Source organism: Roseateles toxinivorans, assembly GCF_004362525.1.
Classification (GTDB): domain Bacteria; phylum Pseudomonadota; class Gammaproteobacteria; order Burkholderiales; family Burkholderiaceae_C; genus Paucibacter; species Paucibacter toxinivorans.
On the sequence record NZ_SNXS01000003.1, the window covers coordinates 141,252 to 165,706 of the forward strand.

Sequence of the window (24,455 nt, forward strand, 5' to 3'; positions counted from 1 at the left end):
AGAAGAATGAATCCATCGTTGCAAAGCCAGCTGGATGCACTGAAGCCGCGGCGCGAGCAGAAGATCATGGATTTGGTGGGTGCCGCCGGCGTTGATATCAAACCTTGGGGTGTGCGCCAGGATGGCACTGCGGTCAATAACGCGGCTGCCAATCCGCGCTATTGCTACGAATGGGCATTCGGCGGCGGAGGCCAGCCAGCGGTGGTCTGCGTGTGGCACCGGTCTCTCTCGGTGCGCGGCGAGGAGATCGTCTATGAAGACAACCTGCGCAGTCACGCGCTGCAGCTTGACCGTATTGCCACCGAGACGCGCAGCCCGCCGCATGTGAAGTCGAGGGCACGCGACCAGGCACGACGCGCACGGAGCTTTGACATGCTGTTGCAGCGAGCCTATCGGACTGGGGCCCGCGTGCATGTAGTGCTGTTGGACGGCAATGCGCGAGCCAGCGAAGAACTCGGCTGGGAACGATCGGAAGTCCGGTTTCGCGAACTCGACGGTGAGACTTGGAAGGTGGAGGAATACAGCGACTCCACAGGTGACCTGTCATTGGTGCGTGGGGGTGCTTCGGTTGGCGGAGAGGCAGAGCCAGCATTGGCTCATCCGGCCATCGTGCCGACGCCTACTCCCGCGCCGGAAGCTGCGGAGCCCTTTGAGCCGGCGACTACACCACCTCAGCCGCCTGTGTTTGTGGATCAGTTTTCACTGCCCCAGCGCCATGCGACTGTCGGCACGGCCTTTGATCGATCTGCGAAAGTACGCCGCGAAGTCTTGGAGCGAGCGCAGGGCGCATGCGAGCTGTGCAATGAGCCCGGCTTTGTCACAGCGTCGGGGGCCATCTTTCTTGAGACACATCACGTCGTTGCCTTGTCGGACGAGGGCCCCGACGAGGTCTGGAACGTGGTGGCCGTTTGCCCAAACGACCACCGCCGCGCCCATTTCGATGAAAACCGCGACGCCATTCAGACGCAGCTGCAAGCGCTGCTGGTTCAGCACTATCCAGCAGTGGAGGAGGCATTGGACCAACTCAGGGCACGGCACAGCGGCTTGATGCCTGCGACAGGCAGCAGTGATTCGGCAATGGGCTGAAAACTTGCGGCGGGCTGTTGGCTATTTGCGCTCGTCCCAGTACCCGGGTTTTCGACGCTGGTGCATCACGGCCAGTACGTGAATGACAGCGCCGTCGATGCGATAGATCAGGGTGAACGGGTAGCGTCGCAGCGGCAGCTGCCTAGCCTGTGTCGGCGCAGGGCTGCCGAGCTCGGGATGAGTCATCAGCAACTCGCCCGCGCGTTCAAACTGAAGCCGCAGCCGGGTACTCGCACGCTGGCCGTAGTGCGCTTTGCACCAGTTCAGCGCCTCATCCAGCTCGTGCTCGGCGGCTGGGTGGATGCGCAATTCCATCGCTCAGCCATGCTTGGCGCGTAGCTCTGTCATTACCTCGGCCCAGGGCCGGCAGACCACTTCGCCGCTGTCGATCTGCTGCATGCGGCGTGCGATCTCGGCCTCCCAGGCCGGGTCCAGCGGAGCGGCATCCGTGTCGGCCTGGACGCTGAGCCACAGCCGTTCGGCCAACTCGGCGCGCTCGTCAGGTGTGAGCTTCATGGCCTGGGCTTCGACGAGATCAACAGGGTTGGGCATGACCGGCTCCTTGCAATTGGCTGAGTTTATCGCCGCTGGCAGCTGCGCGTTCAGCCCTTCAGCCCCAACGCCCGCCAGCCCTCCAGCCCCAGCTTCTCCAAGGTCTCCATATTCGCCTCGTAGATCGCGTCGGTGTCCTTCATCGTCGCCACGGCGTTCTCGATGCTGGACTCGCGCAGCAGATGCAGCGTGGGGTAGGGCGAGCGGTTGCTGTAGTTGGTGATGTCGTCGGGGGGCACGCCGTCGAACTGGTATTGGGGGTGAAAGCTCGCCACCTGCAGATCGCCCTGCATCTCCAGCGCCTCTATGGTGCCGTCGGCGGCTTCCAGGAAGTCGTTGAAGTCCAGGAAATCGGTCAGCACCAGCGGGTGTATCAGCAGCGTGGTCTCCACCTTGTCGGGCGGCGCGGCCTGCAGGAACAGCAGCTCATTGGCGAGTTGCTGCAGCAGGGCGTCCTCGTCGGTGGCCTCGCTGACGACATAGCGCACCCGGTTGTTGACATGCACGCTCTTGGCGAAGGGGCAGAGGTTCAGGCCGATCACGGCGCGCTCCATCCACAGGCGGGTGTCGGCTATGACTTGATCGGCGTTGATGTCCATGGGGGTCTGGCGGTTGGCTTGGCGGGGCTGCCATTATCGACGGGCACCGGGCACCGGTTCGGTGCTGAACTCCTGCGGCGGCTTGTTGGCGCCGCCAACCTCGAGCCGTTCGTACTCGCTGATCACCTGGGCGCCGAGCAGCAGCAGCGTGGCCGCCAGCTCGAGACTCAGCAACACGGCAATCGCCGTGGTCAGTGAGCCATAGACGGTGCCGATCTGCGACAGCGTCGAGAAGTACCAGACCAGCAGCCGCCGCGACAGCTCCCACAGCAGCGCCGCGACAAGGGCGCCGACCAAGGCATGGGCCAGCGAGGGCCGGCCCACCGGCATCACCAGATAGATCGAGGTCAGCACGAACACCTCGCCGGCAAAGCCCAGCAGGTAGAGCAGCAGGCCGGACACGCCGGTCAGCGACCAGTCCCGCCACAGAAAAGTGACCTGATGCTCGCCCATCGCCTGCAGGCTGCCCGCCACCAGGGTGACGAGCAGCAGCCCGGCACCCAGGCAGAGGATGTAGGCATAGGGAATCACCGCCGACACCAGGAAGTGACGCCGCCGTATCGCCACGCGGTGGTGGAAGACCACCGACATCGCGTTCTCGAGCACGGTGAAGGCCAGCGAGCTGAAGAACAGCATGCTGACCAGCAGCACCCAGCCCATCACATCGCGGTGCAGCAGGAAGTGGGCCAGCTCGGCAATGATGGCGGCCGACTGCCCGGGCACCAGCCACTCGAGGTAGCGGCCCAGCGTCATCAGCAGCTCGGCCTGATCGACGAAATGCGACAGGGCGATCACCGTCAGTATCAGCAGCGGCACGATGGACAGCAGCGCGTAATAGGCCACCGCCCCGGCCAGCAGCAGGCCCTGGTTGGCGCGAAAGGCCTTGAGCACGCGCAGCGCGAAGGCCCAGGGATGCCTCAGGACGCGGGCGGATTTTTGCTTGTGCGAGTGCAGTGCCATCGGCGCAGTTTGCACGAAACGGCCGAGCTCGACGCTGACGATGCACACCGTCAGCCAGGCAATGCCCGAGGCCAGGCCGGCGGCCACGTCGCTGGCGAAATGTACCTGCAGGACGACCCGGCTGGCGCCCACGGTCAGCGCCGTCGCAGCCGCGCCCAGCACCGCCGGCAGATGCCAGCGGGCGGGCAGGGTACGCACCAGCACATAGGCCAGCATGCCGTAGGCCACGATGGCGCCGGACGTGTGGCCGCTCGGGAAGCTCCATCCTGGCTCGATGCCGTGCTCCGGCGCCAGCAAGGGCCTGGTGCGGGCGAAGATGTCTTTCAGCAGCGGATTCAGCAGCGCATTGCCGCTCAGCGCGAGCCCCCAGCCGAGCAGCAGCATGGTCTGAGCTGCAAGCCACAAGCGCCAGGCCACCACGATGCCCAGCAGCGTCAGCGTGATCGGGTCGCCGAGATGGGTCAGCGCCGCGAACACCTGGCGCGTGCCGGCACCAATATGCTCGGTGACAAACGCGCTCAGCGCCGCGTCGACCGCAGACAGCGGGCGCCCGGGCGCGAGCTGCGCACTGATCTCGGCGAACAGGGCCGCGGCGATGATCACGATCGCGAAGCCGGCGGCTGCGAGCGCACCGGCGCGCGCCAGCGGTTTGGCCGCACCCTGGGTATCAGTCGTCATGCGACCGCGACATCGGGTGCGCGCGCACGAGCTCGAAGCAGCGTCGGGTGTCGTCATGGTCCCAGCGCTCGACGCTGCAGCCGCGCCGGGTGCCGTCGTCGAGATGGGCGGCGTCGATGCGCAGGATGTTGACCGAGTTGCCCGCATCGGCGCGAATGCGGGTGCTCAGCGCCGTGCCCGCCTGCACGGCCCACATCGGGTGGGCCAGGCCGGGCCACCGCTCCCGCAGAGGCAGCACGAACGGCAGGTGGATATGCCCGCCGACGACCATATCGGCACCGGCCTCGGCCCAGCGGCGCAGGGCGGCCTCATGGCCGTGCAGCAGATTGTGGCGGTCCTGCTCACGCGTCACGGCCACCGGCTGGTGGGTCATGACAATGCGCCACTGGCCTGGCCGCGCCGCCATCAGGCGCTGCGCAACCGATTCAATCTGCGCGGCCGAAACTTCGCCATCGGTGTGCCGGTAGCGGCGGGTCGTGTTCAGGGCCAGCACCAGTACCTCGTCGTTCTCGAACTGCGGCTCCAGCCCGTCGCCAAAGGCGCGCGCGTAGTGCGCGTAGGGCGCCAGCAGGCGCGCCAGCGGATTGAACAGCGGGATGTCGTGATTGCCCGGAATCGCCAGCACCACGGGCACTTGCAGACGGTCGACAAAGGCCCGCGCGGCTTTGAACTGGGCGTGCGTGGCGCGCTGGGTGATGTCACCGGACAGCAGCAGCACATCGGGCCGCTGGGCCAGCGCCAGCGCCACCAACGCCTCGACGACCTCGGCGCGTTCGGTGCCGAAGTGCGGGTCGGAGACCTGCAGCAGCACGGTCATGTTTCGGCCCGTTCCGGCGCCGGCGCGGCGGGCCGTATCAGCAGCAGCGGCTGCGGCGACACGCTGAAGCGCAGCGGCAGCCTCAGCCGCGAGACTTCACCGTCGATGCCGACCTTGATGTGTTGCATGCCCCAGGCCCGCGACCGGCTCACCGTCAGCTGCTTGAACGAGAAGTTGCGCACCTTGTCGGCATCGCCCAGCTGACCGAGCGCACCGCGCAACAGCAACCACAGCATGGCCAGCCGGCCCACCGGATGCAGCATCACCCCCGCCAGCCGGCCGGAGTCTATGGCCTGCGCTTCCGGGAAGCCCAGTTGCTCCATTTGCAAGGCGTTGTTACCGATGAACAACGTCGGGGTGCGCAACTCCCGCGTGCTGTTGTCGAGCTCGACGCGAAGGCGCAGATTGCGATGGCCGCGCAGCAGGGTCAGCAGCCCGGCGCCGAAGGCCACCAGCCGGTGGCGACCGAACTGCTTCTTCCAGGTTTCGCGGTCTTCCAGCAGTTTCGGATACAGGCCCAGGCTGGCGTTGACCAGAAACACCCGCTGGTTGACCAGACCGACCTGAACCGCCTGCGGCGATTCGTGCAGCAGGACCTGCATCGCCTGTGCAATGTCGGCGGGAATGCCGTGCGTGCGGCTGAAGTAGTTGAAGGTGCCCTGTGGCAGCACGCCAAAGGGCACACCGCTGCCGAGCACAACCTGCGCCACGGCGCTGATCGTGCCATCGCCGCCGGCCGCAACGACGATGCCGCCGGCCTGCTGTGCACCGCGCACGGCCTGATGGGCCACCTGGGCCAGGCGCCCGGGCGCGTCGACCAGCATCACAAAGCACCGACGGCCGGCCTCCGCGCAGGCGTTCTCGATGGTTGCACGCGCAAGAGCCGCGTCGCCATGACCCGATCCGATATTGAAAACGATGAACAGCGGCTTCACGTCGCCATTGTTGCCGCGCCCGGTCACTCCTCGGGATCGACCATGCGGTCGTGTTCCTCGTCGGCCGGAATGTGATCAGGCACGAGGCCCTCGTCGGGCTCCACCGGCAGCGTGTCCGGCTCGTCTTCCTCGGGGGTTTCGATAGTGTCGCTGTGGCGCTTGTGCGGGGTCTGGCTGCTCATGATGATGAACTCCGGTAAGGGAGTCCATCATCGGCGGGCGTGAACGTGGCGTCGCTCGGACTGGGGCGCGTCCTGTTGTCAGCCAACGCTGACATGCAACTCCGCCCTGTCAGCCCTTCAATCCAAGCACCGCCTGGTGGGCGGCAGCGACTGCCTGCTCGACAATCTGCCGTTTCCACTCCGGCGTATCGGTGTAGAACGCGTCCCGCACCTGGCGCTTCAGTCGTGTGCGCGTGGCCTCGTCCAGCTCGGGATGGTTCTCCACCCACTGGTCGCAGCGCAGCGCACCAATCATCTGATCGATGGGCAGGGTGCCGTACTCCAGCGCGATGCCGGTGAACTCGGCCTGGGCACATTCGTCGTAGATCACGTTCCACATCAGGCCGCTGAGCGGGGCGGAGCTGGAGCTGCCGTCGTAGGTGGACGTCACCTCGGGGCCCCACCAGGCGCGCGAGCGGGTCACCGCCACCGGATCGTTTCTGCCGGCAAAGATCTTCTCGCCATGGCCGCTGGGGCCCAGGCCCGTGTGCAGGTCTATCCAGGCGAGCTTGGCGGCCTGGCGGCCATGTTCCTGCAGCACATGGCGCAGGGTGATATGGCTCCAGGTCGGGTTGCGCCCGCCATAGAACAGGCCTTCCGGGAATTCGTACTGCCCGCCGGAGATGGCGCCCTGCAGCGCGAACGCACCGTGCTTCGCGGCATAGGCGGCCAGCACCGCCTCGTTCTCGGCCGAGGGCGGCCACTGGCTGGGCACCAGGGCCCCGGCCAGCTCGGCATAGCCGGCGTTGTGTGGCAGTTCCTGGTGGAAGTCGTGGAAGTTGCGGTTCAGGTCGACGTTCTCCTGGGTGACGCGGCGCCACCAGGAGAAGCCGTAAGGGTTCAACGCATGGATATAGAGCACTGCCACGCCGGCTGCATGGGCCGCGGCGCGCCATTGCGCATCCTGCAGCAGGCTGACCTGCACGCCCGAGCCGCAAAAGCCCTCGACGCCATGGCAGGCGCTGCTGATGATCAGCAGCCTGCCGGCATCGGCCGGGCCGTCGCGCACCACGTCCATGGCCAGTTGCTCACCGTCCTGGCCCAGCAGCGGGTGGATATGGCTGTGCACGTCCAGACCGGCCGCCTCGGCGGCGGCCAGGAACTTGCCGCGCGCCTCTGCGTAGCGCTGGGAGAAAGCCTGTTCGATTGCGCTCATGGTGTCACTTCTGCGGTTCGGCCAACCAGGCTTCGGCCAGGCGCACCCACATCGAGCCGCCCAGCGGTATCAGGTCGTCGTTGAAGTCGTAGCTGGGGTTGTGCAGCATGCAGGGGCCCATGCCGTGGCCGCCAATGCGGTGCGAGCCGTCGCCATTGCCGATCAGGAAGTAGCAGCCGGGCTTCTCCAGCAGGAAGAAGCTGAAGTCCTCGGCGCCCATCGTCGGCTCGAACTCCTGCACCTTGTCGGCGCCGACCATCGCGCCGAGCTGCTTGCGCACGAACTCGGTCTCGTTGGCATGGTTGATCGTCGGCGGGTAGTTGCGCTTGAAGCTGAACTCGCAGGTGGTCTCGAAGGCAGCGCAGGTGTTCTCGGCTATTGACTTCATGCGGCGCTCGATCAGGTCCAGCACCTCCAGGGTGAAGGTGCGCACCGTGCCTTCGATCACGCAGCTGTCCGGCACCACGTTCGTCGCCTCGCCGGTGTGGATCATCGTCACCGAGATCACGCCGGCGTCGATCGGCCGCTTGTTCCGGGTGATGATGGTCTGGAAGGCCTGCACCATCTGGCAGGCCACCGGCACCGGGTCGATGCCGTTATGCGGCATCGCCGCATGGGCGCCCTTGCCGCGTATCACGACCTTGAATTCGTTGCTCGACGCAAACACGGGACCCGAGCGCAGCGCGAACTCGCCGGCTGCCATGCCGGGCCAGTTGTGGGCGCCGAACATCGCCTCCATCGGGAATTTCTCGAACAGGCCGTCCTTGATCATCTCGCGGGCGCCGCCGCCGCCTTCTTCGGCGGGCTGGAACACCAGATAGATGGTGCCGTCGAAATTGCGGTGCTTGGACAGATGCTTGGCCGCCGCCAGCAGCATGGCCGTGTGGCCGTCATGGCCGCAGGCGTGCATCTTGCCCGCATGCTTGCTGGCGTGCTCGAAGGTGTTGTGCTCGGTCATCGGCAGCGCGTCGATGTCGGCGCGCAGGCCGACGGCGCGGTTGCTCGTGCCATTCTTGACGATGCCGACGACGCCGGTCTTGCCTAGGCCGCGGTGCACCGGAATGCCCCAGTCGGTCAGCGCCTTGGCAATCACGTCGGCGGTGCGTTCCTCCTGGAAGCACAGCTCGGGGTGGGCATGGATGTCCCGTCGCAGGGCCTGGATGCTGGCCGCATCCGCAAGAATCGAGTCAATCAGCTTCATCGCGCGCACTCCAAAGTTTGACGGCGCGCGGGCTCACCTGGGCAGCGCGCGCCTGGTGAAAATGAGTGTACTCCGGCCGTTTAGGGGCGGCACCGGGGCTGGCGGGGCTTGTGCGGTCAGCGCGCTTTGACAGCCGGCTTCAGCGCTTCACCCGTCCGTCGCCGGTCAGCAGCGACAGCTCGACGAAATTCGAGGCCACATGCTTTTGCGGGCTGAACTTCACCTGGAAGCCGCCGGCGTTGTAGTTGCTCAGCGTCTCCAGCGCGGCCACAAGGCTGTCGCGGCTGACCTTGCCCATGCGGCGCAGGCCCTCGGTCATGACCTTGGCGGCCAGATAGCCCTCGGTGGCGGTGTAGTTGGGCCGCTGGTCGCCGCCGGTCTTTTGCAGCGCCATCTGGTACTCGGCGACCACGCCGGTGGCCACGCCAAAGGGGTAGGGCATGACCTGGCTGACGACGACGCCGCGCGCCTCCTTGCCCAGCTCGTCCGACAGCGCCTGGGTGCCGACAAAGGACACGTTGTAGAACAGGCCGCCGTAGCCGGCCTTGCGCGCCTCGCGGATGAAGGCCGCGCAGCTCTTGTAGGCGCTGATCAGCACGATGGCCTCGGGCAGGCCGGGTACCAGATCCTTGACCGCCTTGGCCACATCGACGCTGTTGCGCTCGACGGTGGACGTGGCCAGCGGCGTCAGGCTCAGCGCCTTCAACGCGCGCTGCACACCGTCCAGCCCGGCGCGGCCATAGGCGTCGTTCTGATGGAAGACCGAAATCTTGTTCAGGCCCAGCTGGGTCAGCTGGCGCACGATCAGCGCCGTTTCGTCGAAATAGGATGCGCGCAGGTGGAAGACCCAGCGGCTGAATGGCTCGCGCAGCGCCTCGGCGCCGGTGAACGGGGCGAAGAAGGGGATCTTGTGCTGGTTCACCAGGGGCAGGGCGGCCAGCGAGGTGGGCGTGCCCACATAGCCGAACAGGGCGAATACATCGTCCTCGATGAATTTCTCGGTATTGGCCTTGCAGCGCTCGGGCTCGTAGCCATCGTCCAGCGTCTTCAGCTCGATAGGCAATCCATTGACGCCGCCGGCGGCATTGACCGTATCGAAGTACAGCTTGGCGCCGGCCTGCATCTGCAGGCCCAGCTGGGCGGCCGGGCCGGTCAATGGTACAGATTGACCCAGCACGATGCGCCGGCGCTCCTGGGCCTGGGCCCACAGAGGCAGGGCTCCTGCCGCCAAGCCACCAAGGCCCGCCAAGCGTTTCAGGCAATGTCTTCGTTGCAAGCTGACTCCCTGTCGTGGCTCAAGGGCTTGCGTCGGCGAAGCCCAGTTCAGCGGCATTTTCCTCGCGGGGATGCGGCTTTGACGGCGGCGGCGCGGCAAGGCCGGCCGCTGTGTGCAATAGTGCGCGCATGAATTCCGCAGTTACGCCTTCCGCCGACGCTTCTGTGTCGAATAGCACGCCCAAAACGGTCCACGGGGCCTGTCCGCACGATTGCCCCGACACCTGCGCGATGCGCATCACGGTGCAGGACGGCCGGGTGATCAAGATCCAGGGCGACCCCGATCACGCCACCACCCAGGGCGCCCTGTGCACCAAGGTGTCGCGCTATGCCGAGCGCAGCTACCACCCGGAGCGGGTGTTGACGCCGCTCAAGCGCGTTGGCCCCAAGGGCCGGGGTCAGTTCGTGCCGGTGAGTTGGGACGAGGCGCTGAGCGATATCGCCGGCCGCCTGAAGGCAATCGCGGCCCGCGACCCCGAGGCCATCCTGCCCTACAGCTATGCCGGCACGATGGGCCTGCTGCAGGGCGAGTCGATCGCCGCACGCTTCTTCAACAAGCTGGGTGCCTCGCAGCTGCTGCGCACGATCTGCGCCTCGGCCGGTGGTGCGGCGCTGGCGGCGACCTATGGCCACAAGGTGGGCATGCGGGTCGAGCAGTTTGCCTTCAGCCGGCTGATCATCATCTGGGGCAGCAATTCGATTGCCTCGAACCTGCATTTCTGGACCCTGGCCAATCAGGCCAAGCGCCAGGGCGCCAAGCTGATCTGCATAGACCCGCGCAAGACCGAGACGGCCGACAAATGCCACCAGCACATCGCCCTGCTGCCCGGCACCGACGGTGCGCTGGCCCTGGGCCTGATGCATGAGCTGATCGTCAACCACTGGCTGGACCAGGACTACATCGATCGCCATGTCGATGGCTGGGACGGCCTGCGCGAACGCGCGCTGCAATGGCCGCCCGAGCGCGTGGCCGAGGTCTGCGGCATCAGCGCCGATGAGGTGCGCCAGCTGGCGCGCGACTACGGCACGACGAAGCCGGCGGCCATCCGCCTGAACTACGGCATGCAGCGTGTGCGCGGCGGCGGCAATGCAGTGAGGCTGGTGGCCCTGCTGCCCTGCCTGACTGGTGCCTGGCGTCAGGCGGCCGGCGGCATGCTGCTGTCCAGCTCGGGCTTTTTCGCGCCGTACAAGAACACGGCCCAGCTGGAACGGCCCGATCTGCTGGCCGGCCGCACGCCGCGCACCATCAATATGAGCACCATTGGCGACGATCTGCTGCGCGAGGCCTCACCCGAGTTCGGTCCCAAGATCGAAGCGGTGATCGTCTACAACAGCAACCCGGTGGCCGTGGCGCCCGAGTCGGGCAAGGTGGTGGCCGGCTTCCAGCGGGAGGATCTGTTCACCGTCGTGCTGGAGCACTTCCTGACCGACACCGCCGACCAGGCCGACTATGTGCTGCCGGCGACCACTCAGCTGGAGCATCTGGATGTGCACACCAGCTACGGCCACACCACGGTCCTGATCAACGAGCCGGCTATTTGCCCGCAGGGCCAGGCCTTGCCCAATACGCAGATATTCCGCGAACTGGCCGCACGCATGGGCTTCACCGAACCCTGCTTTGCCGACAGCGACGAGACCCTGGCTCGCCAGGCCCTGGTGGACGGCCTCAGCTTCGACGAGCTGCGTGCCACCGGCTGGCTGCAGCTGCCGATCGCCGACGCGCCTTTCGCCCATGGTGGCTTCCCTACGCCCAACGGCAAGGTGCAGGCCGATGCGCCGGGCCTGGGCCTGCCGGACTACGTGCCGAATTACGAAAGCCGGCAGTCCTCGCCCGAGCTGGCGCGGCGCTATCCGCTGGCGATGATCTCGCCGCCGGCGCGCAACTTCCTGAACTCCAGCTTCGTCAATGTGAAGAGCCTGCGCGACATCGAGGGCGAGCCCCTGCTGGAGATGCATGGCGATGATGCCGCCGCCCGGGGCATCCAGGACGGGCAGGTGGTGCGGGTGTTCAACGAACGCGGCACCTACCGCTGCCGCGTGGCGCTGAACCCGCGCGCGCGGCCCGGCGTCGTCAACGGCCTGGGCGTCTGGTGGCGCAAGCTGGGGCTGGACGGCACGAATGTCAATGAGCTGACGCATCAGCGCCTGACCGATATGGGCGAGGCGCCCAGCTTCTACGACTGCCTGGTCGAGGTGCAGGCCGACAGTCTCCGGGCGGCGTGAAGCGGAAGCGCTGGATGGCTTGGGCAGGGTTGGCAAGTCTGATGGCCGTCGGCGCCGTGCTGCTGAGTACAGGCTGCGCCAATGTCAGCTATCTGGCCCAGTCGGTGTCCGGCCATATGCAGCTGGTCAGCGCGGCCAAGCCGGTGCAGCAGTGGCTGGATGACCCATCCCAGCCGGCTGAGTTGCGTCAGCGCCTGGCCCTGAGCCAGCGCATGCGTGACTTCGCTGTTCAGGAACTGAAGCTGCCCGACAACCGCAGCTATCGCGCCTATGCCGATCTGAAGCGCCCGGCGGCCGTCTGGAATGTGGTCGCCGCACCGGAGCTGAGCCTGAGCCTGAAAACCTGGTGCTTCCCGGTGATGGGCTGCGTCGGCTACCGCGGCTACTTCCAGCGCGAGCGGGCCGACGCCTTTGCTCAGGGCCTGCAGCAGGAGCCGGGCCTCGAGGTCTCTGTCTACGGCGTGCCCGCCTACTCGACCTTGGGTCTGACCAACTGGCTGGGCGGCGACCCGCTGCTCAACACCTTCATCCGCTACCCGGAGGGCGAGCTGGCCCGGCTGATCTTCCACGAGCTGACGCATCAGGTCGTCTATGTGAAGGACGACACCATGTTCAACGAGTCCTTTGCCACCGCGGTGGAGCGCCTCGGTGCGCAGCGCTGGCTGGCCACCCAGGGCTCGGCCGCGGCCCGCGACGAGTTTGTGGCGCTGGAACGACGCCGCGAGGATTTTCGCGCGCTGACGATGCGCTACCGCCAGCGCCTGGACCGGCTCTACCGCAGCGATGCCAGTGCAGAGGCCAAACGCGCCGGAAAGGCCGCCCTGATGGCCGAGCTGCGGGCCGACTACGCCGCGCTCAAGGCCGGCACCTGGGGCGGCTATGCCGGTTACGACGGCTGGTTTGCCCGCGCCAACAATGCCTCCTTTGGCGTGCTGGCGGCCTACAACGAGCTGACGCCGCAGTTCGAGGCACTGTTCGAGCGCGAGGGCCGTGACTTCGAGCGCTTCTATGCGGCCGTGCGCGCAATGGCCAGCTTGCCGCGCGACGAGCGCCGCGCCACACTGAAACAAAACCTGCCACCGGAGACGCACTGATGTCCGATATACGCATACACCGCGACCACAATCTGGGGCTGGTACGCGCCCGTGAGGTGGCCTGGGCCTGGGCCGAGGAGGTCGAGCGCAAGTTCGACATGGACTGCACCGTGCTCGAGGGCGAGACCAGCGACACCGTGCAGTTCACCCGATCGGGCGTCAAAGGCCAGATGATCGTTGCCGCCGATCACTTCGATCTCAGCGCCAAGCTGGGCCTCTTGCTGGGTGCATTCAAGGGCACGATAGAGCAGGAGATCCAGAAGGAGCTGGACGCCCTGCTGGCCGCCGAGGTGAAGCCCAAGAAGGCGGCGGCCAAGAAAAAACCGGCCTGAGCGGCCGGTTTCGGGCATCAGGCCGGGCGCGCTGCCCGGCTCGGCCCGTCACTTCAGCGATTCAATCAGGTCAATGTACTCCTGCATCGCTTCTTCGCTGGACTTGCCCTTCAGCTCCTTCCAGGCGTCGTACTTGGCACGGCCCACCATGTCGGTGAAACCGGGGCGCGAGCCCTCGACGTCGCCACTGCTGCCCTGCTTGTACAGCGCATACAGCTTCAGCAGCGTCATATTGTCGGGGCGCTCCGGGAGCGACTTGGAGCCGGCAACGGCGGCTTCGAATTGTTCTTTCAGGCTCATCGTGTCTCCTTCAGGACGTTGGGTCGGTGCAAAGCTTGGTATCTATCGCTATGGACGACTCGGATATTAACCAGCATTGTTGCTCCAGAAAAACAAGGAGACGGAATTGAGCCCAACGCCTGAACGCATGTCGCGTGTGGACACCGCCTGGCTGCGCATGGATTGCGACGCCAACCTGATGATGATCGTCGGCATCTGGCTGCTGCGCCCGCGGCTGACGGTAGAGCAGGTCTCGGCCCGCGTGCAGGAGCGCTTGCTGCAGTACACACGCTTTCGCCAGAAGGTGGTGCACGACACGATGGGTGCCAGCTGGGTGGAGGACGAGGACTTCGACATCTCCCGCCATGTGGTCAAGGAGGTGCTCAAGCCCCGCCGCGGTCAGCCGGCCGAGGAGGCGCTCAAGCAGCGCGTCGGCGAGCTCGCCGCCGAGCCGCTGGACCCGGACCGCCCGCTGTGGCAGTTCCGCGTGGTCGAGGAGATGGATGGCCAGAGCGTGCTGATCGCCCGCATCCACCACTGCATCGCCGACGGCATCGCGCTGATGTCGGTGCTGTTTTCGATCACCGATGGCGGCAAGGCGCCGCCGGAAAAGGCGCAGCGCCCGGAGGCCGAGCACGACTTCCTGTCCGATGCGCTGCTCAAGCCCCTGACCGACCTGATGGTCAAGGCCATAGGCATGACCGGCACGGCCGCCGCCAAGTCGATGGAGACCCTGGCCCGCCCGGCCGCACCGGCCCAGGCCTCGGCCGACGTGCTGCGCATGGGCTACCAGGCGCTCAGCGACGTGACCGCCTTTGCCATGATGCCCGACGACTCGCGCACCAGCCTGAAGGGCAAGCCCAATGGCAGGAAGCATGTGGCCTGGGGCGAGCCGCTGCCACTGGACGCCGTCAAGGCCGCCGGCAAGGCGCTGGGTTGCTCGATCAACGATGTGCTTCTGAGCTGCGCCGCCGGCGCCATCGGCAGCTATCTGCAGGCCCAGGGCGACGACCCGGCGGGCAAGGAAATCCGCGCCATGGTGCCGGTCAATCTGCGGCCGCTGGAGAAGGCCTACCAGCTGGGCAATCGCTTCGGCCTGGTGCCCCTGGTGCTGCCGGTGGGCATCGCCAACCCGATCGAGCGCCTGTACGAGGTGCGCAAGCGCATGAGCGAGTTGAAGGGCAGCTACCAGCCACTGCTGGCCTTCGGGCTGCTGTCACTGGCCGGCCTGTTCATCAAGCCGGTGCAGAACGCGATGCTGAACCTGTTCGCCAAGAAGACCACGGCGGTGATGACCAATGTGCCGGGGCCGTCAAACGCGCTGAAGTTCTGCGGCGCCTCGGTCGAGCGCCTGATGTTCTGGGTGCCGCAGTCCGGCGACGTCGGCATAGGCGTCAGCATCCTGACCTATGCCGGCAATGTGCAGTTCGGCCTGATCACCGACGACGCCCTGTGTCCCCACCCGCAGCTGATCATCGACCGCTTCCAGCCGGAGTTCAACAAGCTGCTGGTGCTGGCGCTGATGCTGCCTTGGGAAGCTTAGGTCTTGTAGCCCGGATGCAATCCGGGGCCCCGGATTCCACTCGGGCTACTCCTCCAATTCCTCCCGCGCCATCTCCACATCCAACCGCTCCATTGCGTCCAGCGGGTCGCTGGCGGCCGCGTCGGCATAGAGCTGCTCGGCCTCCTTCATCCGCTTGTCGCCTTCGAGCATCACCAGGCCGTTGGCGTATTCGATCATCGCGATGGCCGAGGTGGGGTTCAGCTTCAAGGCCTCCTTGAACATCTTCAGGCCGGTGGCGGTGTCGGCGCCCTGGGTGCGGGCCAGGAGCTTGCCGACCTTGTCTATCACCTCGGCGTGGAAGGCGCCCAGCGCGATGTGCGCGTCGGCATGCTTGGGGGCCAGCGAGATGGCTGTTTCGAGCGCGTTCTTGCACTTGGAGCCAAGGCCCTGGGCCAGCGCCTTGGCGACGCTGATGCCCTGCCCGTAACGGCCGATCGCATAGGCCTGCCAGTAGTAGGCATTGGCATTCTTCGGTTCGGCGGCTTGCTGGGCCTCGGCCCGCTGGGCGACCTCCAGGAACATCTCCAGCTTGGTCTTCTCGCTCTTTTCCAGGTAGTTGGCGTAGATCGCCTGGGCCTTGTTGGCCACCGTGATGCCGGCGCCGCCCGCCTTCAGGCCGGCCTCGCAGGCCTTCTGGAATTCGCCGGCATGGAACAGTGCCCAGGCCGCCAGCACCTTCTCGTCCTTGGGGAAGGGCTCGGTATCGCCGGCATGCAGCCGGGCCCATTTCTTCTTCAGCGCGGCGGCGTCATAGACATAGTCGGCGTTGTCGTGGGGGAAGGCGGTCCATTTGGCCATGGGTGTCTCCGTGGGCGGTGGTCAGGGGGATGAAAGTGACGATTGCGAGGTCTTGGCGGCCTCGTTGGCATGCTCGGTGTAGTTGGCCGCGAGCGTCAGCAAATGGGCGCGGGAGGCGCTGTCCAGATAGGGCGTGAGCAGGCTCAGCAAGTGGTAGGCGCCACGCATCAGGGCTGCACCGGCGCGGCTGGGCTCCAGCGCATGGCGCGGGTCGCGCACATACTCGAAACTCAGCCAGTAGCTGAGCAGCACGACCATCGCGGTGGCCACCGGTTCGGCCTCCTGATCGCTCAGCCGTATGGCTCCGGCCCGCTGCATGCCCTGCAGCACGGCGCGCACGGCCAGCGACTTGTCTTTCAGCACGGTCTGAAAATGGGTTTCCAGGCGGCGGTTCTTGCTCAAGAGGTCGTTGAGGTCGCGGTACAGAAAGCGGTATTGCCAGATCAGCTCGAACAGCATGTGGAAGAACAGCCACGCGTCCTCGACATTGCGCACGCTGTCGGCGGCCCGCAGCAACTCGTTCAGCGCCATCTCGTAGCGATCGAACAGCGCGTTGATCAGCTCGTCCTTGGCCGGGTAGTGGTAGTAGAGATTGCCGGGGCTGATCTTCAGCTCGGCAGAAATCAGCGTGGTGGAGACATTGGGCTCGCCAAAGCGGTTGAAGAGGTCCAATGTGACCTCAAGGATGCGTTCGGCCGTGCGGCGCGGCTTCTTGGCTTGCATTCAGCTTGTCTCCTGTGCGCCTGCATTCTGGCATCAAGGCTGCTGAGACCTGCCCGCGACAAGAAAAAAGGCCGGCAATGCCGGCCTTGGTGTGATGCGTGACAGCGCTCAGGCGCTGCGGCGGCGGGCGATGCGGCCCACGGCCAGCAGGCCGGCCAACAAGAGCGCATAGCTGGCGGGTTCGGGCACGGCGCTGACGTTGAGTGCCCCGGCGGCCAGCGGATTGGCATTGCTGCCGTTCCACAGCCCGGCGGCGTCGATCTGGTTGACGTTGCCGGTGTTCCAGCCGAAGAAGTATTTGTTGTTTGAGTTCTTCTGTGAATAGACCAGCCAGTGAAAGCTGTTCAAGCCGGAGTGCTGCCAGTCGGTGACGGCCGAGCCGTCCCAGGTCAGGAAGTAGGGTGCTGCCACGGAGTTGGCGAAGGCCCCCATCGTGTACTGGCCGCCGGACAGGCTGCCCAGCGCCGCAAAGGCGCTCGCGGTGACCGAGAAGTCCAGCACCTGGTACTGGCCCGCCACCGGGCTGCTGCCGTCGGTGACGAATTGCCCTGCCTCCGAGCCGAACGACCAGTTCCAGACCTGATTGGCCTGGGCGCCGCTGACCAACAAGGTCAAGGCGGCAGCAATGCCGGAAAGCTTGCAAACATTCATGGTGGACCTCGGTGCCGGGTTCTATCACTTTGCTCGCTGATATTGACCGGGTGCCATGCCGCCCGCAACCCCTTGTATTGGGGGGCGAAGACCGCACGCCAGCGCCAAGGGCTTGCCCTGCCTACAATCGCTCGCACCATGAGTTCATCCCCCCCGGCTGTATCCCTTCCCGCCCTGCGCTTTGACAATGTCACCAAAACCTACCGCGGCGGTCAGGTCCGGGCCTTGGGCGGCGTCAGCTTCGAGATTGCACAGGGCGAGTTCTTTGGTCTGCTGGGGCCCAATGGCGCGGGCAAAACGACGCTGATCAGCATCCTGGCCGGTCTGGCCAAGGCGACGAGCGGCTCCGTGTCCGTCCACGGCCATGATGTCGTGGGCGACTATGCCGCCGCCCGCCGCGCCCTGGGCGTGGTGCCGCAGGAGCTGGTGTTCGACCCCTTTTTCAGCGTGCGCGAGACGCTGCGCATCCAGAGCGGCTACTTCGGTGTGCGCAATAACGAGGCCTGGATCGACGAGTTGCTGGAAAACCTGGGCCTCGCCGACAAGGCCAACGCCAATATGCGCCAGCTGTCCGGCGGCATGAAGCGCCGCGTGCTGGTGGCCCAGGCCCTGGTGCACCGCCCGCCGGTGATCGTGCTGGATGAACCGACCGCCGGGGTTGACGTCGAGCTGCGCCAGACGCTGTGGCAATTTGTCGCCCGCCTGAACAAGGAAGGCCACACGGTGCTGCTGACCACCCACTATCTGGAAGAGGCCGAGGCGCTGTGCGGTCGCATTGCAATGCTCAAACAGGGCCGCATCGTGGCACTGGACCGCACCTCGGCGCTGCTCGCCGGCACCGCCAGCACGATGCTGCGCTTCAAGCTGGACCAAGCGCTGCCGGCCGGCCTGGCCGAGCGCGCCCGGGTGACAGGCCGCATCGTCCAGGTCAAGGCCCATGACGCGGCCGAGGTCGAGCAGATCCTGGCGGCCTTGCGTGCCGCCGGCTGCCAGATCGAAGACCTGGAGATAGGCCGCGCCGACCTCGAGGATGTGTTTCTGGAAATCATGCAAAGCGAGCCTGCGGCCGCGGAGGCCCGCTCATGAGCAATACCCATATCGTCAGCCAGAGCCGCCACCCGCTGGCCGGCGCCCGCACGCTGTTCTACAAGGAGGTGCTGCGCTTCTGGAAGGTCGCCTTCCAGACCGTCGCCGCGCCGGTGCTCACCGCCGTGATGTATCTGCTGATCTTCGGCCATGTGCTGGAGGACCACGTCAAGGTCTATGACTCGGTCGGCTACACCAGCTTTCTGATTCCCGGCCTGGTGATGATGAGCGTGCTGCAGAACAGCTTTGCCAATTCATCGTCCAGCCTGATACAGAGCAAGATCACCGGCAATCTGGTGTTTCTGCTGCTCACGCCGCTGTCGCACTGGGCCTGGTACAGCGCCTATGTCGGCGCCTCCATCGTTCGCGGCGTGGCTGTGGGCCTGGGCGTGATGGTGGTCACCGTCTGGTTCGCGCCGCCGGGCATGGCCCAGCCGCTGTGGGTGCTGGTGTTCGCCGTGCTGGGCGCGGCGATGATGGGCACGCTGGGCCTGATCGCCGGCCTGTGGGCCGAGAAGTTCGACCAGCTGGCCGCCTTCCAGAACTTCATCATCATGCCGATGACCTTCCTCTCCGGCGTGTTCTATTCCGTGCATTCGCTCCCCCCGTTCTGGCAGGGCGTCAGCCATCTGAACCCGTTTTTCTACATGATCGACGGTTTTCGCCGCGGCTTCTTTGGCGTCAGCGACGTGTCGCCTTGGTTGAGTCTTTCCGTGGTCGGAGTCAGCTTTGCGCTTGTTGCAGGGATTGCGTTGCAGCTGCTGAAGTCGGGCTACAAGATCCGTAGCTGAGGTCAGCCACTAGAATCTCCCCATCATGGCCGATCCCACCGCAGCTGAAGTTCAGCACTACATCTCCCAAGGCCTTGCCTGCGACACCCTGCAGGTCGAGGGTGACGGCCGGCATTTCTTTGCCACCATCGTCTCGCCCGAATTCGAGGGCCTGAGCCGCATCAAGCGACATCAGCGCGTCTATACCGCCCTCGGTGACCGCATGCGCGAGCAGATCCATGCGCTGTCGATGAAAACGCTGACGCCGGCCGAATGGGCCGCCGCACCTGCCACGCAGCAGCACTGACAGCGCCTGCGGGCGCTTCGGCTTGACGGCCACCAACAGGATCACCACATGATCACCCTGGCACTTTCCAAAGGCCGCATCTTCGATGACACCTTGCCGCTGCTGCGCGCGGCCGGCATCGAGGTGCTGGACGACCCCGAGACCTCTCGCAAGCTGATTCTCGACACCAACCAGCCCGATGTGCGCGTCGTGCTGGTGCGGGCCACCGATGTGCCCACCTACGTGCAGTACGGCGGCGCCGATCTGGGTGTTGCCGGCAAGGACGTGCTGATCGAGCACGGCGGCGAGGGCCTGTACCAGCCGCTGGACCTGAAGATCGCCGCCTGCCGCATGAGCGTGGCGGTGCGCGCCGACTTCGACTACCAGGCGGCCGTCAAGCAGGGTTCGCGCCTGCGTGTGGCCACCAAGTTCACGACCATCGCTCGCGACCATTTCGCCGACAAGGGCGTGCACATCGACCTGATCAAGCTCTACGGCTCGATGGAGCTGGCGCCGTTGACCGGCCTGGCCGACGCCATCGTTGACCTGGTCTCCACCGGCAACACGCTGCGTGCCAACCATCTGGTCGAGGTCGAACAGATCATGGACATCTCGTCGCGCCTGGTCGTCAATCAGGCCGCGCTCAAATTGAAGCGCGAGCCGTTGCGCCGGCTGATCGACGCCTTCGCCTCCGCCATACCCACCTGAATCTCCGACCCCGCCGCCATGAACCTGCGTCAACTCAGCACCGCCCAAGCCGATTTCGAAGCCGAGTTTCAGCGGGTGCTGCATTGGTCGGCCGAGACCGATGACGCGATCGAGCAGCGTGTGGCCGAGATACTGGCCGATGTGAAGGCGCGCGGCGACGCGGCGGTGCTGGAGTACACGGCCCGCTTCGATCTGGTGCAGGCCGATAGCGTGGCCGCGCTGGAGCTGACCCGTGAAGAATTGAAGGCCGCCTTCGAGGCCATCACCCCGGCACAGCGCCATGCCCTGCAGGCCGCCGCCGAGCGGGTGCGCAGCTATCACGAGCGCCAGAAGCAGGCCTGCGGCCTGAGCTGGAGCTATCGCGACGAAGATGGCACCCTGCTCGGCCAGAAGGTCACGCCGCTGGACCGCGTCGGCATCTATGTGCCCGGTGGCAAGGCGGCCTATCCGAGCAGTGTGCTGATGAACGCCATTCCGGCCCAGGTGGCCGGTGTGCCCGAGATCATCATGGTGGTGCCCACGCCGCGCGGAGAGAAGAACGCACTGGTGCTGGCGGCGGCCTATGTGGCCGGCGTGCACCGCGCCTTCACCCTGGGCGGTGCCCAGGCCGTCGGTGCGCTGGCCCATGGCACGGCCACAGTTCCGAAAGTCGACAAGATCACAGGTCCGGGCAACGCCTATGTGGCCAGCGCCAAGAAGCATGTGTTCGGCCTGGTCGGCATCGACATGATTGCCGGCCCCAGCGAGATCCTGGTGCTGGCGGACGGCACGACCCCGCCCGACTGGGTGGCCATGGACCTGTTCAGCCAGGCCGAGCATGACGAGCTGGCGCAAAGCATTCTGCTGAGCCCCGATGCGGCCTATATCGCCCAGGTGCGCGAGGCGATTGAGCGACTGCTGCCGACGATGCCGCGCCAGGCCGTGATCCGCGCTTCGCTGGAAGGCCGCGGCGCCTTGATACACACCCGCTCGATGGAAGAGGCCTGCGAGATCAGCAACCGCATCGCGCCGGAGCATCTGGAGGTGTCGAGTTCCGACCCACACCGCTGGGAGCCCCTCTTGCGCCATGCGGGCGCCATCTTCTTGGGCGCCTACACCAGCGAGAGCCTGGGTGACTACTGCGCCGGCCCGAACCATGTGCTGCCCACCTCGGGCACGGCGCGCTTTTCGTCGCCGCTGGGCGTCTACGACTTCCAGAAGCGCTCAAGCCTGATCGAGGTCAGCGAGGCCGGCGCACAGAAGCTGGGTCCGATTGCCGCCGAGCTCGCCTATGGCGAGGGCCTGCAGGGCCATGCACGTGCCGCGGAAATGCGTTTGAAACGTTAGGATGTAAATCACACGAACTTCGTGTTGCACGAAGTTCGTGTTACTCTTTGCGCCATGAAGAACGTCACCGTCACGATGGAAGATGGCGTGGCCGACTGGGCCCGCATGGAAGCGGCGCGCCGCAACACCAGCGTGTCGCGCCTGGTCGGCGAGCTGCTGGCCGAAAAGATGCGCCACGACGACGCCTACGAGCGCGCAATGCGCGAGGCGCTGGAGTTCAAGAGCTGGGGTTCCTCCGGCGTCAAGCCCGAGCAGCGGGCCGACAGCTACACGCCGAGGCCGCGCTGATGCTGGTTTTCGTGGATACCGGCCTGCTCCTGAGCTGCTTCGATGACGAAGACACGGCACGCCGCGACCGCGCACGCGACTGGGTCGGCCAGTGCTGGCAGCGCCGCTGCGGCCGGCTCAGCACCCAGGTGCTGAACGAGTTCTACAGCAGCGCGCGGCGCCACTTTCCGCAGGCCATCACGGCCGGCGATGCCCGTGCCGAGGTGCGCCGCTACCAGCACTGGAAGCCCTGGTCCATCGACCATCCGACCGTCGAGACGGCCTGGGCGGTGGAGAGCCGCTACGGCGTCAACTACTGGGACGCGCTGATCGTCGCCGCCGCGCAGCAACAGGGCTGCGAGCTGCTGCTGAGCGAGGCCCTGCCCCACGAGCAGCGCTATGAAAGCGTGCAGGTCATCAACCCATTCACCGTCGGGCCCGAACGGCTCGATCAAAGCCCCGCATGACAAACCTCAAGCAGCTGATGGCGCGCAGCCTCCGCGCCGATGTGCAGACGATGAAGGCCTATCCGATCCAGTCCTCGGCCGGCCTGGTCAAGCTGGACACGATGGAAAACCCGTTCCGCCTGCCTGAGGCCCTGCAGCAGGCGCTGGGCGAGCGCCTCGGCAAGGTCGCGCTGAACCGCTATCCGGCCGAGCGCCTGAACGATTTGCGCGCCGCGCTGGCCGCCCATGCCCAGATGCCCGAGGGCTGCGACATCACCCTGGGCAATGGCTCGGACGAGATCATCACCATGCTCAGCATGGCCTGCAATGTGCCCGGCGCGGTCTATCTGTCGCCGCTGCCCAGCTTCGTGATGTACGCCATGTCCGCCCAGCTGCAGGGCGCGAGGTTCGTCGGCGTGCCGCTGACGGCCGATTTCGAGCTGGACGGCCCGGCGATGCTGGCGGCCATTGCGGCCGAGAAGCCCAATCTGATCTACCTGGCCTACCCGAACAACCCGACCGGCAGCCTGTGGGATGACGCGGTCATCGAGCAGATCATCGCCGCCGCCGGCGAGATCGGCGCCCTGGTCGTGATGGACGAGGCCTACCAGCCCTTTGCCGAGCGCGACTCGATGCCGCGCCTGATACGCCACGAGCATGTGCTGATCATGCGCACGATGAGCAAGTTCGGCCTGGCCGGCGTGCGCATCGGCTACCTGATCGCCCGCAAGGCGCTGATCACCGAGATCGACAAGCTGCGCCCGCCCTTCAATGTGGGCGTGCTGAACACCGAGGCGGCGCTGTTCGCGCTGGAGCATGTGGGCGAGTATTCGCGCCAGGCGGCCATCCTGCGCGCGCAGCGCGAGCTGCTGTTTGCCGAGCTGCAGGCCCTGCCCGGCGTGCACCCGTTCCCCAGCCAGGGCAATATGATTCTGGCCCGGGTGCCCGACGCGGCCGCCACCTTCGAGGGCATGAAGGCGCGCGGTGTGCTGATCAAGAACGTCTCGGCCATGCACCCGCTGCTGGCCAACTGCCTGCGCATCACGGTCAGCAATGCCCAGGAAAATGCCATGATGCTGTCTGCCCTGAAAGCGAGTCTGTGATGAGTAGCGTTGTGCAACGCGTTGCCGAAGTCGAGCGCAATACCAAGGAAACGCAGATACGTGTGCGCGTCAATCTGGACGGCACCGGTGAGGCCAGGCTGCACACCGGCATCGGCTTCTTCGACCATATGCTGGACCAGATCGCCCGCCACGGCCTGATCGATCTGGACATCGATGCCAAGGGCGACCTGCATATCGACGGCCACCACACGGTGGAAGACGTCGGCATCACGCTGGGCCTGGCCGTGGCCCAGGCGATTGGCGACAAGAAGGGCCTGACCCGTTACGGCCATGCCTATGTGCCGCTGGACGAGGCGCTGTCGCGGGTGGTGGTCGATTTCTCCGGCCGGCCGGGCCTGCACATGCATGTGCCGTTCAAGAGCGGCATGGTCGGCGCCTTCGACACCCAGCTGACCTATGAGTTCTTCCAGGGCTTTGTCAACCACGCGCTGGTCAGCCTGCATATCGACAACCTGAAGGGCGAGAACGCTCACCACCAGGCCGAGACCGTGTTCAAGGCCTTCGGTCGCGCGCTGCGCATGGCGATGACCTTGGACCAGCGTTCCTTGGATGTGATCCCGTCCACGAAGGGAAGCCTGTGATGGGTCAGCGCACTGTCGCCGTGGTGGATTACGGCATGGGCAATCTGCGCTCGGTATCGCAGGCGGTGATGCACGTGGCGGCCGGCGAAGGTGTCGAGGTCATCGTCACGTCCAGGCCCGACGAGGTGTTTGCCGCCGAGCGCATCGTGCTGCCCGGCCAGGGCGCGATGCGCGAGTGCATGCGCGAGCTGCGCGAGTCGGGCCTGCAGGAGGCGGTGCTGCATGCCGCCGCCAACAAGCCGCTGATGGGTGTCTGCGTGGGCATGCAGATGCTGCTGGACAGCAGCGAGGAGCAGGACACGCCGGGCCTGGGGCTGATACCGGGCCGGGTGCACCGCTTCCAGCTGGACGGCCAATTGCAACCCGACGGCAGCCGTTACAAGGTGCCGCAGATGGGCTGGAACCAGGTCTTCCAGACAAATGCGCAAGCAGAAGGTCAGGCGCAGCGGCACCCACTGTGGCAGGATGTGCCCGATCAGGCATGGTTCTACTTCGTGCACAGCTTCTACGCCCTTCCGTCTGACCCGCGCCACAGCGCGGGCGAGACCGTTTATGGCCAACGCTTTACCTCTGCCGTGGCTAGGGATAATATTTTCGCCACCCAGTTTCACCCCGAAAAGAGCGCCGCCCATGGGCTTGCCCTGTACCGCAATTTCCTGCACTGGACACCCTGAGGCCATGCCCCAACGCTCGACCGAATGCCCCTCCCGCCAGGCG

General features: G+C 66.0%; 29 protein-coding genes and 1 pseudogene. 15 read left to right on the plus strand and 15 right to left on the minus strand.

Going from position 1 to position 24,455, the window contains the following annotated elements; translation table 11 throughout:
* The first annotated feature begins 6 nt into the window (after positions 1-6).
* A complete protein-coding gene (locus tag DES47_RS11945; RefSeq protein WP_133700943.1) occupies positions 7-1,086 on the plus strand; it encodes an HNH endonuclease signature motif containing protein in 1,080 nt (359 codons plus the stop codon).
* Positions 1,087-1,107: 21 nt separating this feature from the next.
* Here the strand turns inward: DES47_RS11945 and DES47_RS11950 are convergent, their stop codons facing one another.
* The 11 genes and pseudogenes from DES47_RS11950 to DES47_RS11990 all read right to left on the minus strand — a co-directional run bounded on the left by DES47_RS11950 (position 1,108) and on the right by DES47_RS11990 (position 9,481).
* On the minus strand, positions 1,108-1,401 hold the full coding sequence (locus DES47_RS11950) for a type II toxin-antitoxin system RelE/ParE family toxin (RefSeq protein ID WP_133700944.1): 294 nt from the start codon (positions 1,399-1,401) through the stop codon (positions 1,108-1,110).
* A 3-nt stretch (positions 1,402-1,404) separates the two neighbouring features.
* Positions 1,405-1,638 (minus strand): addiction module protein, encoded by a 234-nt coding sequence (locus DES47_RS11955; RefSeq protein WP_133700945.1) that lies wholly within the window; start codon positions 1,636-1,638, stop codon positions 1,405-1,407.
* A 50-nt stretch (positions 1,639-1,688) separates the two neighbouring features.
* Positions 1,689-2,237, minus strand: coding sequence for a DUF1415 domain-containing protein (locus DES47_RS11960; protein ID WP_133700946.1), 549 nt, complete (start codon positions 2,235-2,237; stop codon positions 1,689-1,691).
* A 33-nt stretch (positions 2,238-2,270) separates the two neighbouring features.
* On the minus strand, positions 2,271-3,197 hold the full coding sequence (locus tag DES47_RS28965) for a YihY/virulence factor BrkB family protein (RefSeq protein ID WP_208115015.1): 927 nt from the start codon (positions 3,195-3,197) through the stop codon (positions 2,271-2,273).
* Positions 3,198-3,242: 45 nt separating this feature from the next.
* Positions 3,243-3,932, minus strand: a pseudogene (locus DES47_RS29675) (phosphatase PAP2 family protein); the annotation flags it as partial.
* Positions 3,865-4,692, minus strand: coding sequence for a metallophosphoesterase family protein (locus DES47_RS11970; protein ID WP_133700948.1), 828 nt, complete (start codon positions 4,690-4,692; stop codon positions 3,865-3,867). The pseudogene DES47_RS29675 and the gene DES47_RS11970, both read right to left, overlap by 68 nt.
* Positions 4,689-5,627 carry a diacylglycerol/lipid kinase family protein gene (locus tag DES47_RS11975; RefSeq protein WP_133700949.1) on the minus strand — a complete coding sequence of 313 codons (939 nt, stop codon included), beginning with the start codon at positions 5,625-5,627 and terminating at the stop codon, positions 4,689-4,691. The genes DES47_RS11970 and DES47_RS11975 overlap by 4 nt, the downstream gene beginning before the upstream one ends.
* 23 nt (positions 5,628-5,650) lie before the next feature.
* A complete protein-coding gene (locus DES47_RS28720; RefSeq protein WP_166651970.1) occupies positions 5,651-5,809 on the minus strand; it encodes a hypothetical protein in 159 nt (52 codons plus the stop codon).
* Between the two features lie 109 nt (positions 5,810-5,918).
* Positions 5,919-7,004, minus strand: a complete 1,086-nt coding sequence (locus tag DES47_RS11980) for a M14 family metallopeptidase (RefSeq protein WP_133700950.1) — start codon at positions 7,002-7,004, stop codon at positions 5,919-5,921.
* A 4-nt stretch (positions 7,005-7,008) separates the two neighbouring features.
* Entirely contained in the window at positions 7,009-8,205 is a 1,197-nt protein-coding gene (locus DES47_RS11985; protein ID WP_133700951.1) for a M20 aminoacylase family protein, read from the minus strand.
* A gap of 139 nt (positions 8,206-8,344) precedes the next feature.
* Positions 8,345-9,481 (minus strand): ABC transporter substrate-binding protein, encoded by a 1,137-nt coding sequence (locus DES47_RS11990; protein WP_243748278.1) that lies wholly within the window; start codon positions 9,479-9,481, stop codon positions 8,345-8,347.
* Between the two features lie 128 nt (positions 9,482-9,609).
* Here DES47_RS11990 and DES47_RS11995 point away from each other — a divergent pair, with 128 nt between their 5' ends.
* Genes DES47_RS11995 through DES47_RS12005 form a run of 3 tightly spaced genes read left to right on the plus strand, consistent with a single transcriptional unit; the run spans position 9,610 to position 13,129 of the window.
* A complete protein-coding gene (locus tag DES47_RS11995; RefSeq protein ID WP_133700953.1) occupies positions 9,610-11,703 on the plus strand; it encodes a molybdopterin-containing oxidoreductase family protein in 2,094 nt (697 codons plus the stop codon).
* Between the two features lie 41 nt (positions 11,704-11,744).
* On the plus strand, positions 11,745-12,797 hold the full coding sequence (locus DES47_RS12000; RefSeq protein ID WP_243748280.1) for an aminopeptidase: 1,053 nt from the start codon (positions 11,745-11,747) through the stop codon (positions 12,795-12,797).
* The gene (locus DES47_RS12005; protein ID WP_133700955.1) at positions 12,797-13,129 is read left to right on the plus strand and encodes a polyhydroxyalkanoic acid system family protein; all 333 of its coding nucleotides are present in this window, start codon (positions 12,797-12,799) and stop codon (positions 13,127-13,129) included. Before DES47_RS12000 ends, DES47_RS12005 begins: the two co-directional genes overlap by 1 nt.
* A gap of 48 nt (positions 13,130-13,177) precedes the next feature.
* Here DES47_RS12005 and DES47_RS12010 read toward each other — a convergent pair whose 3' ends face one another.
* A complete protein-coding gene (locus tag DES47_RS12010) occupies positions 13,178-13,429 on the minus strand; it encodes an acyl-CoA-binding protein (RefSeq protein ID WP_133700956.1) in 252 nt (83 codons plus the stop codon).
* A 106-nt stretch (positions 13,430-13,535) separates the two neighbouring features.
* On the opposite strand from DES47_RS12010, the gene DES47_RS12015 reads away from it, so the two are divergent.
* Entirely contained in the window at positions 13,536-14,951 is a 1,416-nt protein-coding gene (locus DES47_RS12015) for a wax ester/triacylglycerol synthase family O-acyltransferase (RefSeq protein WP_425057433.1), read from the plus strand.
* Between the two features lie 45 nt (positions 14,952-14,996).
* Here DES47_RS12015 and DES47_RS12020 read toward each other — a convergent pair whose 3' ends face one another.
* From DES47_RS12020 to DES47_RS29290, 3 genes are all read right to left on the minus strand, one after another.
* Complete coding sequence (locus DES47_RS12020) at positions 14,997-15,770, minus strand: hypothetical protein (protein ID WP_133700957.1); 774 nt, start codon at positions 15,768-15,770, stop codon at positions 14,997-14,999.
* Positions 15,771-15,791: 21 nt separating this feature from the next.
* Complete coding sequence (locus tag DES47_RS12025; RefSeq protein WP_133700958.1) at positions 15,792-16,493, minus strand: TetR/AcrR family transcriptional regulator; 702 nt, start codon at positions 16,491-16,493, stop codon at positions 15,792-15,794.
* Positions 16,494-16,601: 108 nt separating this feature from the next.
* The gene (locus tag DES47_RS29290; protein ID WP_133700959.1) at positions 16,602-17,144 is read right to left on the minus strand and encodes a PEP-CTERM sorting domain-containing protein; all 543 of its coding nucleotides are present in this window, start codon (positions 17,142-17,144) and stop codon (positions 16,602-16,604) included.
* A gap of 138 nt (positions 17,145-17,282) precedes the next feature.
* Between DES47_RS29290 and DES47_RS12035 the strand changes: the two genes are divergently transcribed.
* From DES47_RS12035 to hisH, 10 genes are read left to right on the plus strand one after another with little or no spacing between them, the layout of a single operon-like run.
* Positions 17,283-18,230 (plus strand): ABC transporter ATP-binding protein, encoded by a 948-nt coding sequence (locus DES47_RS12035; protein WP_133700960.1) that lies wholly within the window; start codon positions 17,283-17,285, stop codon positions 18,228-18,230.
* Positions 18,227-19,021, plus strand: a complete 795-nt coding sequence (locus DES47_RS12040) for an ABC transporter permease (RefSeq protein ID WP_133700961.1) — start codon at positions 18,227-18,229, stop codon at positions 19,019-19,021. Before DES47_RS12035 ends, DES47_RS12040 begins: the two co-directional genes overlap by 4 nt.
* Positions 19,022-19,046: 25 nt before the next feature.
* Positions 19,047-19,307, plus strand: a complete 261-nt coding sequence (locus DES47_RS12045) for a BolA family protein (RefSeq protein ID WP_133700962.1) — start codon at positions 19,047-19,049, stop codon at positions 19,305-19,307.
* A 48-nt stretch (positions 19,308-19,355) separates the two neighbouring features.
* The gene (gene hisG / locus DES47_RS12050; RefSeq protein ID WP_133700963.1) at positions 19,356-19,994 is read left to right on the plus strand and encodes an ATP phosphoribosyltransferase; all 639 of its coding nucleotides are present in this window, start codon (positions 19,356-19,358) and stop codon (positions 19,992-19,994) included.
* Positions 19,995-20,012: 18 nt separating this feature from the next.
* Positions 20,013-21,320, plus strand: a complete 1,308-nt coding sequence (hisD, locus tag DES47_RS12055) for a histidinol dehydrogenase (RefSeq protein ID WP_133700964.1) — start codon at positions 20,013-20,015, stop codon at positions 21,318-21,320.
* Between the two features lie 54 nt (positions 21,321-21,374).
* The gene (locus tag DES47_RS12060) at positions 21,375-21,608 is read left to right on the plus strand and encodes a CopG family transcriptional regulator (RefSeq protein WP_133700965.1); all 234 of its coding nucleotides are present in this window, start codon (positions 21,375-21,377) and stop codon (positions 21,606-21,608) included.
* Positions 21,608-22,054, plus strand: a complete 447-nt coding sequence (locus DES47_RS12065; RefSeq protein WP_133700966.1) for a PIN domain-containing protein — start codon at positions 21,608-21,610, stop codon at positions 22,052-22,054. Before DES47_RS12060 ends, DES47_RS12065 begins: the two co-directional genes overlap by 1 nt.
* Positions 22,051-23,136 carry a histidinol-phosphate transaminase gene (gene hisC, locus DES47_RS12070; RefSeq protein WP_133700967.1) on the plus strand — a complete coding sequence of 362 codons (1,086 nt, stop codon included), beginning with the start codon at positions 22,051-22,053 and terminating at the stop codon, positions 23,134-23,136. Before DES47_RS12065 ends, hisC begins: the two co-directional genes overlap by 4 nt.
* Positions 23,136-23,738, plus strand: coding sequence for an imidazoleglycerol-phosphate dehydratase HisB (gene hisB / locus DES47_RS12075; RefSeq protein ID WP_133700968.1), 603 nt, complete (start codon positions 23,136-23,138; stop codon positions 23,736-23,738). The genes hisC and hisB overlap by 1 nt, the downstream gene beginning before the upstream one ends.
* Complete coding sequence (hisH, locus tag DES47_RS12080; protein WP_133700969.1) at positions 23,738-24,412, plus strand: imidazole glycerol phosphate synthase subunit HisH; 675 nt, start codon at positions 23,738-23,740, stop codon at positions 24,410-24,412. Before hisB ends, hisH begins: the two co-directional genes overlap by 1 nt.
* The last annotated feature ends 43 nt before the right edge of the window (positions 24,413-24,455 follow it).